The organism is Streptomyces sp. NBC_01716, assembly GCF_036248275.1.
Lineage (GTDB): Bacteria > Actinomycetota > Actinomycetes > Streptomycetales > Streptomycetaceae > Streptomyces.
In genome coordinates this window covers 6,952,921-6,968,301 of record NZ_CP109181.1, presented here as the reverse complement: position 1 = coordinate 6,968,301, position 15,381 = coordinate 6,952,921, and the positions used below count along the sequence as shown (strand labels likewise).

General features: G+C 64.9%; 10 protein-coding genes and 3 rRNA genes. 4 read left to right on the top strand and 9 right to left on the bottom strand.

Annotated features, from left to right (window positions below; all coding sequences use genetic code 11):
- Positions 1–53 precede the first annotated feature (53 nt).
- Entirely contained in the window at positions 54–1,391 is a 1,338-nt protein-coding gene (locus OIE74_RS30675; RefSeq protein WP_329389373.1) for a DUF1015 domain-containing protein, read from the top strand.
- A gap of 90 nt (positions 1,392–1,481) precedes the next feature.
- Here OIE74_RS30675 and OIE74_RS30670 read toward each other — a convergent pair whose 3' ends face one another.
- The 5 genes from OIE74_RS30670 to OIE74_RS30650 form a co-directional block, all read right to left on the bottom strand.
- Entirely contained in the window at positions 1,482–2,162 is a 681-nt protein-coding gene (locus OIE74_RS30670; protein ID WP_329389371.1) for a hypothetical protein, read from the bottom strand.
- A 1,040-nt stretch (positions 2,163–3,202) separates the two neighbouring features.
- Positions 3,203–3,319: ribosomal RNA gene (gene rrf, locus OIE74_RS30665) — 5S ribosomal RNA — on the bottom strand.
- Between the two features lie 134 nt (positions 3,320–3,453).
- A 23S ribosomal RNA gene (locus OIE74_RS30660) occupies positions 3,454–6,575 on the bottom strand.
- Between the two features lie 312 nt (positions 6,576–6,887).
- A 16S ribosomal RNA gene (locus OIE74_RS30655) occupies positions 6,888–8,411 on the bottom strand.
- The 16S, 23S and 5S rRNA genes sit together here, the layout of an rRNA operon.
- Positions 8,412–8,951: 540 nt before the next feature.
- A complete protein-coding gene (locus OIE74_RS30650; RefSeq protein WP_329389369.1) occupies positions 8,952–9,593 on the bottom strand; it encodes a DNA-3-methyladenine glycosylase in 642 nt (213 codons plus the stop codon).
- 75 nt (positions 9,594–9,668) lie between these two features.
- Here OIE74_RS30650 and OIE74_RS30645 point away from each other — a divergent pair, with 75 nt between their 5' ends.
- From OIE74_RS30645 to OIE74_RS30635, 3 genes are all read left to right on the top strand, one after another.
- Positions 9,669–10,451: a sporulation protein gene (locus OIE74_RS30645; RefSeq protein WP_329389368.1), complete on the top strand. Its 783-nt coding sequence runs from the start codon at positions 9,669–9,671 to the stop codon at positions 10,449–10,451.
- Positions 10,452–10,537: 86 nt separating this feature from the next.
- Entirely contained in the window at positions 10,538–11,077 is a 540-nt protein-coding gene (locus tag OIE74_RS30640) for a YbhB/YbcL family Raf kinase inhibitor-like protein (RefSeq protein WP_329389367.1), read from the top strand.
- Between the two features lie 189 nt (positions 11,078–11,266).
- Positions 11,267–11,779 carry an HNH endonuclease gene (locus OIE74_RS30635; protein ID WP_329389365.1) on the top strand — a complete coding sequence of 171 codons (513 nt, stop codon included), beginning with the start codon at positions 11,267–11,269 and terminating at the stop codon, positions 11,777–11,779.
- Positions 11,780–11,908: 129 nt separating this feature from the next.
- Here OIE74_RS30635 and OIE74_RS30630 read toward each other — a convergent pair whose 3' ends face one another.
- The 4 genes from OIE74_RS30630 to OIE74_RS30615 all read right to left on the bottom strand — a co-directional run bounded on the left by OIE74_RS30630 (position 11,909) and on the right by OIE74_RS30615 (position 15,261).
- Positions 11,909–12,676, bottom strand: a complete 768-nt coding sequence (locus OIE74_RS30630; RefSeq protein WP_329389362.1) for a sulfite exporter TauE/SafE family protein — start codon at positions 12,674–12,676, stop codon at positions 11,909–11,911.
- A 158-nt stretch (positions 12,677–12,834) separates the two neighbouring features.
- A complete protein-coding gene (locus OIE74_RS30625; RefSeq protein WP_329389360.1) occupies positions 12,835–13,764 on the bottom strand; it encodes an SPFH domain-containing protein in 930 nt (309 codons plus the stop codon).
- Positions 13,765–13,911: 147 nt separating this feature from the next.
- A complete protein-coding gene (locus OIE74_RS30620; protein ID WP_329389358.1) occupies positions 13,912–14,340 on the bottom strand; it encodes an NfeD family protein in 429 nt (142 codons plus the stop codon).
- A gap of 129 nt (positions 14,341–14,469) precedes the next feature.
- Positions 14,470–15,261 carry an ABC transporter ATP-binding protein gene (locus OIE74_RS30615; protein ID WP_329389357.1) on the bottom strand — a complete coding sequence of 264 codons (792 nt, stop codon included), beginning with the start codon at positions 15,259–15,261 and terminating at the stop codon, positions 14,470–14,472.
- Positions 15,262–15,381 lie beyond the last annotated feature (120 nt).

The following is a 15,381-nucleotide window of genomic DNA, read 5'->3' as shown; positions in this document are numbered from 1 at the left end:
CGGACGTCGTCCCCCGATCATCGCTCATGCCCGAGCCCGCATACGATGCCCTGATGAACACCACAGGGTCGGCAGGGAAAGGTCTCCGTCTGATCCCGTTCCGCGGACTGCGCTACGTCCCCGAACGGGTGGGCAGCCTCGCCGCGGTGACCTCGCCGCCGTACGACGTCGTCGTACGGCCCGACGGACTGCACCACCTGGAGTCGGCCGACCCGCACAACATCGTCCGGCTGATCCTGCCCCAGGCAGCGACCGCCGCCGACCGGCACCGCCAGGCGGCCGAGACGCTCCGGCGCTGGCTCGCGGAAGGCGTCCTCGCCCCGGACGCGGAACCGGCGCTGTACGTGTACGAGCAGCGCGACGGCGATCTGCTCCAGCGCGGCGTCATCGGGGCCCTGGCCCTGTCCACGCCCGACGAGGGTGTCGTGCTGCCGCACGAGGACGTCATGCCGGACATCGTCGAGGACCGGGCGGCCCTGATGCGGGAGACCGCCACCAATCTGGAGCCGCTGCTCCTCACGTACCGCGGTGAGGGCAGCGCGACCGGCACGACCGCCGCCATCGAACGGGCCGTGCGACGGAGGCCGCTGCTGTCCACCACCACGGAGGACGGCTTCAGCCACCGCCTCTGGTCGGTCACCGATCCCGCCGAACTGGCCGAGATCAACAAGGATCTGGCGGACCGTCAGGCGCTCATCGCCGACGGCCACCACCGGTGGGCGACCTATCTGCGGCTGCGCGAGGAACACCCGCCGTCCGCCGCGGGCCCCTGGGCGTACGGCCTGGTCCTGCTGGTCGACACCGCGCGGTATCCCCTCCAGGTCCGCGCGATCCACCGGCTGCTGCACCGGCTGCCGGTCGCGGACGCGCTGGCGGCGCTGCGGAACGTGCCGGGTGCGCCGGGCGCCTTCCGGGTCCGCACGCTCGACGGGAAGCTGCCGGAAGCCCTGGAGGCCCTGGCCGAAGCGGTCACCGGCGGCACGGCGGCCGGGGACGGGGCAGGAGGCGGGCCCGGGAACGCCTTTCTGCTGGCGGGCGACGGCCGCTTCCACCTGGTCGACCGCCCCGACGCGGCGCTCCTCGCCCATACGGTGCCGGCCGGCCGGCCGGCGGAGTGGCGGGCCCTGGACGCGACCGTGCTGCACTTCACGCTGCTCGACCACATCTGGAAGATCCCGGACGCGCCCGATCACATCTCGTACATCCACGACACACAAGCCGTCGTCGACCAGGCGGAACGCCACGGCAGTACGGCCGTCCTGCTGCACCCGGTGCGCGAAGAGGTCGTACGGGAGCTGGCCCGCCAGGCGGTCACGATGCCGCGCAAGTCGACCTCGTTCGGCCCGAAGCCGGCGACGGGCCTGGTGCTGAGGAGCCTCGCGGACGGCTGACAAAGAGGAAAAAGAGAAAGAGGACAAAGAGAGAGGGCGGCAATCCCGGTGGGAATGCCGCCCTCTGTTCATGGTGCGGTGATCGTCGGATCAGGACTCGTCGCTGTCGGGCTCCGACTCGATGTCATCGTCATCGTCATCGTCCACATCGACGAACTGGACGCCGTCCAGAGCCGCCAGACGGTCCGAGGCGTCGGTGGCACCGTCCTTGTCGGCCTCAAGCGCCTTGGCGAACCACTCACGCGCCTCGCCCTCGCGCCCGGCCGACAGCAACGCGTCGGCGTACGCGTAACGCAGGCGCGCGGACCACGGCTGTACGGAGTTCGAGCCCAGCTCGGGACCCTGCAACGTCACGATGGCGGCGTCGATCTGGCCCATGTCGCGGCGGGCGCCGGCGGCGACCAGCCGCATCTCGACCTGCCCCGCCTTGTCGAGCTTCAGCACCTCGGGCTCACCGGCCATGGTCAGGGCCCGCTCGGGGCGGCCCAGACCTCGCTCGCAGTCCGCCATCACGGGCCACAGGTCGACGTTCCCCGTCATCCGCCGCGCCGCCCGGAACTCGGCCAGGGCCTCGCCGTACTTCTGCGTCGCGTACGCGGCGAAGCCGGCGGCCTCCCGTACCGCGGCGACCCTGGAGGCGAGCCGCAGCGCCACGCGCGAGTAGGCGTAAGCCTGGTCGGGGTCCTCATCGATGAGGTTGGCGACCATGACGAGGTTCTTGGCGACGTCTTCGGCGAGTGTCTTGGGCAAGCTCATCAGCTCCTGCCGCACAGCCTTGTCGATCTCCTCGCCGGTGACGTCCTCCGGGATCGGCAGCCGCTTGATGGGCTCCCTGTCCCGGTCGCGCTCCCGGTCGTCACGACGCCCGTAACCCCCGCGATCGTCCCGCTCGTCCCGCCCGCGGTACCCGCCACGCTCGCGGTCGTCACGCCGGCCGTAACCGCCGCCACCGCTGGGACGCCCACCGCTGCTGGGCCTTCCGCCGCGGTTGTTGTCGTCGCGATCCCGACGCGGACCACTCGGCCGGTCTTCACGACGGAACGAGGGACGCTCATCACGCCCGCCCCGGTCATCACGACGGGGGCCACTGGGACGCTCGTCGCGCCCACGGAATCCACCACCACTGGCGGGGCGGCCCCCGCCACCGGCCGGACGACCGCCACGGTCACCACGGTCGTCATCACGACGCGGACGGCTGGGACGCTCATCACGCCCACGGAATCCACCACTGGTGGGACGGTCACCACCAGTGGGACGCCCGCCACCGGTAGGGCGACCCCCTCCGGTGGGACGGCCACCGCCGGTGGAACGGCCGGCCCCGGTGGGACGACCAGCGCTGCTGGGCCTTCCGCCGCGGTTGTTGTCGTCGCGATCCCGACGCGGACCACTCGGCCGGTCTTCACGACGGAAGGACGGACGCTCATCACGCCCACGGGCCCCACCGCCCGAACTGCCGGTGGGACGACCACCGCTGGACGGTCGACCACCGCCACGGTTGTCGCCCCTGGTCACGTAGTCACCGACACCACCGCCCTTGCCGGCGGGACGACCGCCGCCGGAGGGACGGCCACCACCACGGTCGTCACGACCGCCACGGGAACCGCTCCGGTCACCACCACCGTCCCTACGACGTGATTCGCGCTCCGGACGGTCGTCGGGAGAGTTGGGGGACATCGGCACGGCTCCTGTCTTCGGGTACCACAGTCATTCTCACGCAGCCGGCGATCGGACGCGCTTCAAAGGGAAAGGCAGAGAAAACAAAAAGACCCCTGGTCCAGCGTGAACGCTGGACCAGGGGTCCATGAAAGATTGTTCGGCGGCGTCCTACTCTCCCACAGGGTCCCCCCTGCAGTACCATCGGCGCTGAAAGGCTTAGCTTCCGGGTTCGGAATGTAACCGGGCGTTTCCCTCACGCAATGACCACCGAAACACTATCGGCCGTGTCCCGCACAGAGGGGGATTTCGGCACTAAGCGAACAGGCACTCTATTCAATTGAGTACACACCGGATATAAACACGGTCGTTCGTTGTCTCAGAACTAACACAGTGGACGCGAGCAACTGAGGACAAGCCCTCGGCCTATTAGTACCGGTCAACTCCACACCTCACAGTGCTTCCATATCCGGCCTATCAACCCAGTCGTCTACTGGGAGCCTTACCCCATCAAGTGGGTGGGAGCCCTCATCTCGAAGCAGGCTTCCCGCTTAGATGCTTTCAGCGGTTATCCCTCCCGAACGTAGCCAACCAGCCATGCCCTTGGCAGAACAACTGGCACACCAGAGGTTCGTCCGTCCCGGTCCTCTCGTACTAGGGACAGCCCTTCTCAAGACTCCTACGCGCGCAGCGGATAGGGACCGAACTGTCTCACGACGTTCTAAACCCAGCTCGCGTACCGCTTTAATGGGCGAACAGCCCAACCCTTGGGACCGACTCCAGCCCCAGGATGCGACGAGCCGACATCGAGGTGCCAAACCATCCCGTCGATATGGACTCTTGGGGAAGATCAGCCTGTTATCCCCGGGGTACCTTTTATCCGTTGAGCGACGGCGCTTCCACAAGCCACCGCCGGATCACTAGTCCCGACTTTCGTCCCTGCTCGACCCGTCGGTCTCACAGTCAAGCTCCCTTGTGCACTTACACTCAACACCTGATTACCAACCAGGCTGAGGGAACCTTTGGGCGCCTCCGTTACCCTTTAGGAGGCAACCGCCCCAGTTAAACTACCCATCAGACACTGTCCCTGATCCGGATCACGGACCCAGGTTAGACATCCAGCACGACCAGAGTGGTATTTCAACGACGACTCCACAACCACTGGCGTGGCCACTTCACAGTCTCCCACCTATCCTACACAAGCCGAACCGAACACCAATATCAAACTGTAGTAAAGGTCCCGGGGTCTTTCCGTCCTGCTGCGCGAAACGAGCATCTTTACTCGTAGTGCAATTTCACCGGGCCTATGGTTGAGACAGTCGAGAAGTCGTTACGCCATTCGTGCAGGTCGGAACTTACCCGACAAGGAATTTCGCTACCTTAGGATGGTTATAGTTACCACCGCCGTTTACTGGCGCTTAAGTTCTCAGCCTCGCCACACCGAAATGTGACTAACCGGTCCCCTTAACGTTCCAGCACCGGGCAGGCGTCAGTCCGTATACATCGCCTTACGGCTTCGCACGGACCTGTGTTTTTAGTAAACAGTCGCTTCTCGCTGGTCTCTGCGGCCACCCCCAGCTCAAGGTGCAAGACCCATCACCAGAAATGGCCCCCTTCTCCCGAAGTTACGGGGGCATTTTGCCGAGTTCCTTAACCATAGTTCACCCGAACGCCTCGGTATTCTCTACCTGACCACCTGAGTCGGTTTAGGGTACGGGCCGCCATGAAACTCGCTAGAGGCTTTTCTCGACAGCATAGGATCATCCACTTCACCACAATCGGCTCGGCATCAGGTCTCACCCCGCATGAGAGACGGATTTGCCTATCTCTCGGGCTACACCCTTACCCCGGGACAACCACCGCCCGGGCTGGACTACCTTCCTGCGTCACCCCATCGCTTGCCTACTACCACCTCGGGTCAACGGCTCCACCACTTTCCATTCCCCGAAGGGTCCGGAACGGCTTCACGGTCTTAGCATCAGAGGATTCAACACTGGGCGTTTCAAAGCGGGTACCGGAATATCAACCGGTTGTCCATCGACTACGCCTGTCGGCCTCGCCTTAGGTCCCGACTTACCCTGGGCAGATCAGCTTGACCCAGGAACCCTTAGTCAATCGGCGCACACGTTTCCCACGTGTGTATCGCTACTCATGCCTGCATTCTCACTCGTGAACCGTCCACCACTGCCTTCCGGCGCGGCTTCACCCGGCACACGACGCTCCCCTACCCATCCCAACGGGCGTTGGCCCACATGCTGGAATGACACGACTTCGGCGGTACGCTTGAGCCCCGCTACATTGTCGGCGCGGAATCACTTGACCAGTGAGCTATTACGCACTCTTTCAAGGATGGCTGCTTCTAAGCCAACCTCCTGGTTGTCTCTGCGACTCCACATCCTTTCCCACTTAGCGTACGCTTAGGGGCCTTAGTCGATGCTCTGGGCTGTTTCCCTCTCGACCATGGAGCTTATCCCCCACAGTCTCACTGCCGCGCTCTCACTTACCGGCATTCGGAGTTTGGCTAAGGTCAGTAACCCGGTAGGGCCCATCGCCTATCCAGTGCTCTACCTCCGGCAAGAAACACACGACGCTGCACCTAAATGCATTTCGGGGAGAACCAGCTATCACGGAGTTTGATTGGCCTTTCACCCCTAACCACAGGTCATCCCCCAGGTTTTCAACCCTGGTGGGTTCGGTCCTCCACGACCTCTTACAGCCGCTTCAACCTGCCCATGGCTAGATCACTCCGCTTCGGGTCTTGAGCGCGCTACTATGACGCCCTATTCGGACTCGCTTTCGCTACGGCTTCCCCACACGGGTTAACCTCGCAACACACCGCAAACTCGCAGGCTCATTCTTCAAAAGGCACGCAGTCACGACTGGCAGCACAAGTACTGCCAGCGACGCTCCCACGGCTTGTAGGCACACGGTTTCAGGTACTATTTCACTCCGCTCCCGCGGTACTTTTCACCATTCCCTCACGGTACTATCCGCTATCGGTCACCAGGGAATATTTAGGCTTAGCGGGTGGTCCCGCCAGATTCACACGGGATTTCTCGGGCCCCGTGCTACTTGGGTGATTCTCAAACGAGCCGTTAATGTTTCAGCTACGGGGGTCTTACCCTCTACGCCGGACCTTTCGCATGTCCTTCGCCTACACCAACGGTTTCTGACTCGCCGACCGGCCGGCAGACCGGTCAAAAGAACTCCCACAACCCCGCATGCGCAACCCCTGCCGGGTATCACACACATACGGTTTGGCCTCATCCAGTTTCGCTCGCCACTACTCCCGGAATCACGATTGTTTTCTCTTCCTGCGGGTACTGAGATGTTTCACTTCCCCGCGTTCCCTCCACACTGCCTATGTGTTCAGCAGTAGGTGACAGCCCATGACGACTGCCGGGTTTCCCCATTCGGACACCCCCGGATCAAAGCTCGGTTGACAGCTCCCCGGGGCCTATCGCGGCCTCCCACGTCCTTCATCGGTTCCTGGTGCCAAGGCATCCACCGTGCGCCCTTAAAAACTTGGCCACAGATGCTCGCGTCCACTGTGCAGTTCTCAAACAACGACCAACCACCCACCACCCCCACAACTGTGGAGTTCACTGGGGCCGGCAACCCGAAGATCCGGAACAAGTCCGCACCCTCAGACACCCAACAGCGCGCCCGGCCCTCCCCATCCCCCCGGACTGTGTTCCACGCCCCCAAGAGGGGGCAGTACTGACAGGCCGTGAAGACCGGAAGAGCCGAATAGTCAACGTTCCACCCATGAGCAACCAGCACCGGACACTCGCCGATGAACTGGCCTCTGACCAAGCGGACTTGGTAAGAAGTGCTCCTTAGAAAGGAGGTGATCCAGCCGCACCTTCCGGTACGGCTACCTTGTTACGACTTCGTCCCAATCGCCAGTCCCACCTTCGACAGCTCCCTCCCACAAGGGGTTGGGCCACCGGCTTCGGGTGTTACCGACTTTCGTGACGTGACGGGCGGTGTGTACAAGGCCCGGGAACGTATTCACCGCAGCAATGCTGATCTGCGATTACTAGCAACTCCGACTTCATGGGGTCGAGTTGCAGACCCCAATCCGAACTGAGACCGGCTTTTTGAGATTCGCTCCACCTCACGGTATCGCAGCTCATTGTACCGGCCATTGTAGCACGTGTGCAGCCCAAGACATAAGGGGCATGATGACTTGACGTCGTCCCCACCTTCCTCCGAGTTGACCCCGGCGGTCTCCTGTGAGTCCCCATCACCCCGAAAGGCATGCTGGCAACACAGAACAAGGGTTGCGCTCGTTGCGGGACTTAACCCAACATCTCACGACACGAGCTGACGACAGCCATGCACCACCTGTACACCGACCACAAGGGGGGCACCATCTCTGATGCTTTCCGGTGTATGTCAAGCCTTGGTAAGGTTCTTCGCGTTGCGTCGAATTAAGCCACATGCTCCGCTGCTTGTGCGGGCCCCCGTCAATTCCTTTGAGTTTTAGCCTTGCGGCCGTACTCCCCAGGCGGGGAACTTAATGCGTTAGCTGCGGCACCGACGACGTGGAATGTCGCCAACACCTAGTTCCCAACGTTTACGGCGTGGACTACCAGGGTATCTAATCCTGTTCGCTCCCCACGCTTTCGCTCCTCAGCGTCAGTAATGGCCCAGAGATCCGCCTTCGCCACCGGTGTTCCTCCTGATATCTGCGCATTTCACCGCTACACCAGGAATTCCGATCTCCCCTACCACACTCTAGTCTGCCCGTATCGAATGCAGACCCGGGGTTAAGCCCCGGGCTTTCACACCCGACGTGACAAACCGCCTACGAGCTCTTTACGCCCAATAATTCCGGACAACGCTTGCGCCCTACGTATTACCGCGGCTGCTGGCACGTAGTTAGCCGGCGCTTCTTCTGCAGGTACCGTCACTTGCGCTTCTTCCCTGCTGAAAGAGGTTTACAACCCGAAGGCCGTCATCCCTCACGCGGCGTCGCTGCATCAGGCTTCCGCCCATTGTGCAATATTCCCCACTGCTGCCTCCCGTAGGAGTCTGGGCCGTGTCTCAGTCCCAGTGTGGCCGGTCGCCCTCTCAGGCCGGCTACCCGTCGTCGCCTTGGTAGGCCATTACCCCACCAACAAGCTGATAGGCCGCGGGCTCATCCTGCACCGCCGGAGCTTTCAACCACCCCCCATGAGGGGAACAGTATTATCCGGTATTAGACCCCGTTTCCAGGGCTTGTCCCAGAGTGCAGGGCAGATTGCCCACGTGTTACTCACCCGTTCGCCACTAATCCACCCGAAGGCTTCATCGTTCGACTTGCATGTGTTAAGCACGCCGCCAGCGTTCGTCCTGAGCCAGGATCAAACTCTCCGTGAATGCTCTGCCCGTGCCCGTTGAAGAGCGCGGGTGACACCACGAGAGCGGAACACCAGGACGGAATAAGACCCGGTGTTCACAGCGTCCTCGCTGTGTTTCTATCAAAGGAACCCAAACCCAACCCACCAAACAGGTGGACCAGGCCGGGGTATCAACATATCTGGCGTTGACTTTTGGCACGCTGTTGAGTTCTCAAGGAACGGACGCTTCCTTCGGTCCCGTCTCCGGGTCCCTCCGGGCTTTCCCTTCGGTCTTGCTGTCTTGCGTTTCCGACTCTATCAGAACCTTTCGGCGCCTGATTCCCAGTCAGCGGGAGTGCCTAATCGGTTATCCGCTTTCGCGTTTCCCTTTCGGCATGTCCACTACGTTAACCGATTCCCCGGGCGACTCATAATCGGGTCGAGCGAGTTCGAATTTCGGCATGCCGAAATAGAACCCGTCAGGGGTGAATCGTAGGTAGTGGGTGGCCGCTTCGGGCTGCTGAAGAGCAAGACCCGGGCAAAGCGGCTCGGACTACATTAGGCGTCCCGCCCCGGCGCGTCAAGTTGCCCGTTTGCGCGGAGTGTGGGCGCGGTACGGGCTCACCGTCGGGTCGCCGTCGATCCAGAAGCGCCAGGGGTGCGGGGCGCCTTCGCCGCCCACCCCGGTGCGCGGACCGCTGCGTACCTGGTCACGGGGCGGCGGCGTACCCGTGAGTATCGACAGGGGCGCGTCGCCACCGGTGCACACGTCGGTGCCGTTCAGGACGCGGTCGACGTCAAGGCCCGTGGCCAACCGGGCAGGGCCTTTGGCCAGTTCCTTGTCGTTACGGGCCGAGACTCGTCGTTTCCGTACCTGCTCCGCGCCCTCCCGGACCTCGCCGGCGCGCAGCAGTACACCGCTCGCCTTGCCCTCCGGGCCGCACACCAGGTTGAGGCAGTGCCACATGCCGTACGTGAAGTAGACGTACGCGTGGCCGGGCGGGCCGAACATCACGCTGTTGCGGTCGGTGCGGCCACGGTAGGCGTGGGAGCCCGGGTCGATGTCGCCGGCGTACGCCTCCACTTCCGTGAGGCGGAGTTCTATCGTTCCTTCCGCCGTGCGGCGCAGGAGAGTTCGGCCCAGCAGGTCGGGGGCGACTTCCAGCACGGGCCGGTTGAAGAAGTCACGGGGCAGCGGCGTACGGTCGGGGCGCTCGATCATGTCGTCCGAGCGTAGCGGGGGAACCGCCCGCGGTCGTGACGCGTATGTAGAGGTCAGGATCTAGGAGGAGTGACTATGGGCTTCAAGAGGCTGCTCGCGAGCATGGGCGCCGGCGGTGCGTCCGTCGAGACCGAGCTGACCGAGCAGAACGTCGTCCCGGGCGGGGTCGTCCAGGGCGAGGTGCGTATCCAGGGCGGTTCGGTCGACCAGCAGATCGAGGGGCTCTCCGTCGGTCTCCAGGCCCGCGTCGAGGTCGAGGGCGGGGACCAGGAGGTCAAGCAGGACCTGGAGTTCGTCAAGCAGCGTCTCGGCGGTGCCTTCGAGGTCAAGGCCGGCGCGGTCCACGTGGTGCCTTTCGGGCTGGAGATCCCGTGGGAGACGCCGGTGACGAGCATCGGCGGGCAGCAGCTGTACGGCATGAACATCGGTGTGACGACGGAGCTTGAGATCGCCCGCGCGCTGGACTCCGGCGACCTGGACCCGATCAACGTGCACCCGCTGCCGGCCCAGCAGGCCATCCTGGATGCCTTCATCAGCCTGGACTTCCGGTTCCGCAGCGCGGACATGGAGCGTGGGCACATCCGCGGGACGCGTCAGCGGCTGCCGTTCTACCAGGAGATCGAGTTCGCTCCGCCGCAGCGGTACCGCGGGCTGAACCAGGTCGAGTTGACGTTCATCGCGGACGACCGCGAGATGGACGTCATTCTGGAGATGGACAAGAAGCCGGGCCTGTTCTCCGAGGGCAGCGACTCGTACCGCTCCTTCCAGGTGGGTCTGCACGACTTCCAGGGGACCGACTGGGCGGCCTACCTCAACCAGTGGATCGCCGACGTCGGCGGGCGTCGCAACTGGGCCTGAGATCCGTACGGCCGTAGTCTCGGCTCCGGAAGGCCGCCGGGTCCCGCGAGGCCCGGCGGCACCGAGCCGAATCCGGAGGTTCAGTAGTGACCGAGGCGAAGAGGGCTCCACTCCCTCATGACTTCCACCCGCCTGTGCCGTCCTTCACCGTGGTGAGCGACGACATCACGTCGGGTGCGGTCCTGAAGGACGCCCAGGTCTTCGCGGCGGGGAACACATCGCCGCACCTGCGGTGGGAGGGGTTCCCCGCGGAGACCAAGAGCTTTGCCGTGACGTGTTTCGACCCGGACGCGCCGACCGGCAGTGGTTTCTGGCACTGGACGCTGTTCGACATCCCGGCGTCGGTCACGGAGCTTCCGGCCGGCGCGGGTTCCCGTTCGTTCGAGGGGCTGCCCAAGGGCGCCGTGCACGCCCGTAACGACTACGGGTCGAAGGACTTCGGGGGTGCCGCTCCCCCGGCGGGTGATCCCGCTCACCGTTATGTGTTCACGGTGTACGCGGTGGACAGTGACACGCTGGGCCCGGACTCGGACGCGTCGCCCGCCGTGGTCGGCTTCAATCTGCGGTTCCACACGCTCGCGCGTGCGCAGCTGGTCGGTGAGTACGCCGTGCCGGCGGAGAGCTGACCGTTCAGCTGTTGTTTGCCCTGCCCTGGTCTTGGAGAGATCAGAGCAGGGCATTTTTTCGTTGCGGGGGTTATTGGGGTCGTCCTCGGAACTCGGATAGGCGGATATTGCGTTGTCCATCTTGGCGCGCCCGGCCAGAGTTGATCCCAGCCCGCCGTCCGGCGGGACGGCACACGGGAGGTGGGCGGGATGCGGGACACGCTGGTACTGAATGCGAGCTTCGAGCCGCTGTCGACGGTGACACTCAACCGTGCGGTGGTGCTGGTCCTTCAGGACAAGGCCGTCGTCGAGCAGTCCCACCCGGCTCTGCGGGTGCGTGCGGCCCAGGTGGATCTGCCGGTGCCCCGGGTGATCAGGCTCTGCAGGTATGTACGGGTGCCCTTCCGAAGACAGGCACCGTGGTCGAGGCGCGGGGTGCTGATACGCGACCAGCACCGGTGCGCGTACTGCGGTCGGCGCGCGACGACCGTGGACCATGTGCTGCCGAGGTCGCGTGGCGGTGCGGACAGCTGGCTGAATACGGTCGCCTCGTGTGCCGAGGACAATCACCGTAAGGCCGACCGGACGCCCGAGCAGGCCGGAATGCCGCTGCTGCACGAGCCGTTCGTGCCGTCGCCGGCCGACGCGATGCTGTTGGCGCTGCGGGCCGGTGAGCGGTCGGCGCTGCCGCAGTGGCTGGCGGGGGCCGGTGTGGCCGCGTAGGCCTTGAGTGCTTTCCTCCCCGTCGCCGTTGTCACGTTTGTCGCCGGACGGCCCGTCTCCGTACACCGGAGGCGGGCCGTCGCGTGCGGGGGCCGCCCGGGGTCCGCGTGAAGTCCGCGTGAAGTCCGCTCAGCGGGTGACCAGTTGGACGATGGCGACCGTGCCGACGACCACGATCATCGTGCGCATCACGGTGGGTGAGAGCCGCCGGCCGACCTTCGCGCCGAGTTGGCCGCCGATGGCGGAGCCGACGGCGATGAGCACGACCGCCGTCCAGTCGAACTCGGCCACGAAGAGGAAGAAGATCGCGGCGATGGTGTTCACGATGGCGGCGAGGACGTTCTTGACCGCGTTGAGCCGCTGCATCTCCTCGTCGATCAGCATGCCCATGAGGGACATGTAGATGATTCCCTGGGCGGCTGTGAAGTAGCCGCCGTAGACGCTGGCGGCCATGACACCGCCGAAGAGGAGCGGTCCGCCGTCGGTCTTCGTGACGACGTTCTTCCGCGCGCGGTGGCGCTGGACGGTCTTGGAGAGCCGGGGCTGGAGGATCACGAGGACGAGCGCGAGGCTCACCAGGATCGGCACGATGGTCTCGAAGGCCGTCGAGGGCAGTGAGACGAGCAGGATCGCCCCGCAGAGCCCGCCGCAGACGGCGGCTGTGCCCAGGCGCATGACGCGCCGGCGCTGTCCGGTGAGTTCGGCGCGGTAGCCGATGGCTCCGCTGACGGCGCCCGGTATCAGGCCGAGTGCGTTGGAGACGGTGGCGGTGACGGGTGGCAGGCCGGTGGCGAGCAGCACGGGGAAGGTGATCAGCGTGCCCGAGCCGACGATGGCGTTGATGGTCCCGGCGCAGGTGCCCGCGACGAACACGGCGAGCATCTCCCAGATGGTCACGCGACACGTCCCTCGGTGATCGGTGGTTGTTGAACCGATCATGCACGAGGGCGGGGCCGTTCCCGTACGACGGGTGGTGCGTCGCACGGGAACGTGACGTACGGATCAGAGAAACGGGGATCGCCGGCGCCGGGACCTGGAGCCGGGACCTGGAAGGGTCAGTCGAGCGGTGCCTGCTGGCGGCGATCCTTGCCCGTGTTGAAGCCCGGCACTCCGGAGCCGAGGTTGTCGAACGCGCCGCTGAGTCCCTTGAGCGCGTCGCCGATCTCGCTGGGCACGATCCAGAGCTTGTTGGCGTCGCCCTCGGCGATCTTGGGGAGCATCTGGAGGTACTGGTAGGCGAGGAGTTTCTGGTCGGGGTCTCCGGCGTGGATGGACTCGAAGACCGTACGGATGGCCTGGGCCTCGCCCTCGGCGCGCAGGGCGGCGGCCTTGGCCTCACCTTCGGCGCGCAGGATCGCCGACTGCTTCTCGCCCTCGGCGGTCAGGATCGCCGATTGCCGAATACCCTCGGCCGTGAGGATCGCGGCGCGCTTGTCGCGGTCCGCGCGCATCTGCTTCTCCATCGAGTCCTGGATGGAGGTCGGCGGCTCGATGGCCTTGAGCTCGACGCGGTTGACGCGGATGCCCCACTTGCCGGTGGCTTCGTCGAGGACGCCGCGCAGGGCCGCGTTGATCTCCTCGCGGGAGGTGAGGGTCCGCTCCAGGTCCATGCCGCCGATGATGTTGCGCAGCGTGGTGACGGTGAGCTGCTCGATCGCCTGGATGTAGCTGGCGACCTCGTACGTCGCGGCGCGGGCGTCGGTGACCTGGTAATAGATCACGGTGTCGATGTTGACCACCAGGTTGTCCTGGGTGATCACCGGCTGGGGCGGAAAGGGGACGACCTGTTCACGGAGGTCGATCCGGTTGCGGATCGAGTCGATGAACGGGACCACGATGTTCAGGCCCGCGTTGAGCGTGCGGGTGTAGCGCCCGAAGCGCTCCACGATGGCGGCGCTCGCCTGCGGGATGACCTGGATCGTCTTGATCAGGGCGATGAATACAAGCACCACCAGGATGACCAAGACGATGATGATTGATGGCATCGCGTTCCTTACTGCCCTTCGCTGCCGAACTGCTGGACTGTCAGATGATCGAGTTTCGCAGAACACGCCTGCGTGTGGGGGGTGTTCTGCCTGGTTGCCTGGTCGAGCTCATGGAAACGCGGGGCGCGTGATGGCGCGCGGGGGCGCTCACATCACCACCGCGGTGGCGCCGTCGATCTCGGCCACGTCGACCTTCTCCCCCGGTTCAAAGGCCTGTTCGGCGTCGAGAGCACGTGCCGACCAGATCTCTCCGGCGAGTTTGATCCGGCCGCCGCTGCCGTCGACCCGTTCGACAACCACGGCCTGACGCCCTTTCAGGGCGTCGATTCCCGTGGCCAGCCGGGGGGTTCGGGTGCCTTGTCTGGCCGCCAGGGGCCGTACGACGGCGATGAGCGCGACCGAGACCGCTACGAAGACAAGGACCTGCGCCACGATTCCGCCGCCGAGCGCCGCGACGACGGCACCGGCCACCGCGCCCACGGAGAACATCCCGAACTCGGGCATCGCCGTCAGGACGAGCGGTATCGCCAGTCCCACGGCCGCGATCAGCCACCACACCCATGCTTCGATTTCCACATCATCATGGTAGGTGGGCGGGTCCGGTCCGGACAGGGGGCGCGATCAGGTCATCTACGCTGCCCAGGCGCCGTCTTGGCCGTCGGCGGCCATGAGATCGCCATGGGCCGCGGTGAGTTCGCGGTGGGCTCAGCGCAGCGGGAGACCGCGCGCGGACCAGCGGTCGTCGGCCTGCTCCACGACGAGCGGGAGGCCGAAGCAGAGGGAGAGGTTACGGGACGTCAGCTCGGTCTCCATGGGACCGGCGGCGAGGACCTTGCCCTGGCGGATCATGAGGACATGGGTGAAACCGGGGGCGATCTCCTCGACATGGTGGGTGACCATGATCATGGAGGGGGCGTACGGGTCCCTGGCGAGCCGGCCGAGGCGGCGTACGAGATCCTCCCGGCCGCCGAGGTCGAGACCGGCGGCGGGCTCGTCGAGGAGGAGCAGTTCGGGGTCGGTCATCATGGCGCGGGCGATCAGGGTGCGCTTGCGCTCGCCCTCGGAGAGGGTGCCGAACCTGCGGTCCAGGTACTCGGTCATACCGAGCCGGTCGAGGAAGGCGCGGGCGCGCTGTTCGTCGACGTCGTCGTAGTCCTCGTGCCAGGTGGCGGTCATGCCGTACGCGGCGGTGAGCACCGTCTGGAGCACGGTCTGGCGCTTGGGCAGCTTCTCGGACATGGCGACTCCGGCCACGCCGATGCGGGGGCGGAGTTCGAAGACGTCGACCTTGCCGAGCTTGTCGCCGAGGATCTTCACCTTGCCGGTGGAGGGGAAGAGATAGCTGGACGCGAGGTTGAGAAGGGTCGTTTTTCCAGCGCCGTTGGGGCCGAGGATCACCCAGCGTTCGCCCTCCTTGACGGACCAGGAGACATCGTCCACCAGAGCGCGTCCGTCGCGGACCACGGATACGTCCACCAGCTCCAGTACATCGCTCATGAGCGCGTTGTCTCCCCATGCAGTCTTGAGATCTGGCATGCGCCTGTGGGCGCAGCTCCACAGGGAAAACCTACGCCACCGGTCCGGCGGTCAACTCCTTAGGTCCGTTCCCTAGGCTGG

Coding starts and splice junctions, on each gene's coding strand:
- OIE74_RS30650 (WP_329389369.1), bottom strand. CDS start 9,593: ATGATCGAGCGCCCCGACCGTACGCCGCTGCCCCGTGACTTCTTCAAC.
- OIE74_RS30635 (WP_329389365.1), top strand. CDS start 11,267: ATGCGGGACACGCTGGTACTGAATGCGAGCTTCGAGCCGCTGTCGACG.
- OIE74_RS30625 (WP_329389360.1), bottom strand. CDS start 13,764: ATGCCATCAATCATCATCGTCTTGGTCATCCTGGTGGTGCTTGTATTC.
- OIE74_RS30645 (WP_329389368.1), top strand. CDS start 9,669: ATGGGCTTCAAGAGGCTGCTCGCGAGCATGGGCGCCGGCGGTGCGTCC.
- OIE74_RS30615 (WP_329389357.1), bottom strand. CDS start 15,261: ATGAGCGATGTACTGGAGCTGGTGGACGTATCCGTGGTCCGCGACGGA.
- OIE74_RS30675 (WP_329389373.1), top strand. CDS start 54: ATGAACACCACAGGGTCGGCAGGGAAAGGTCTCCGTCTGATCCCGTTC.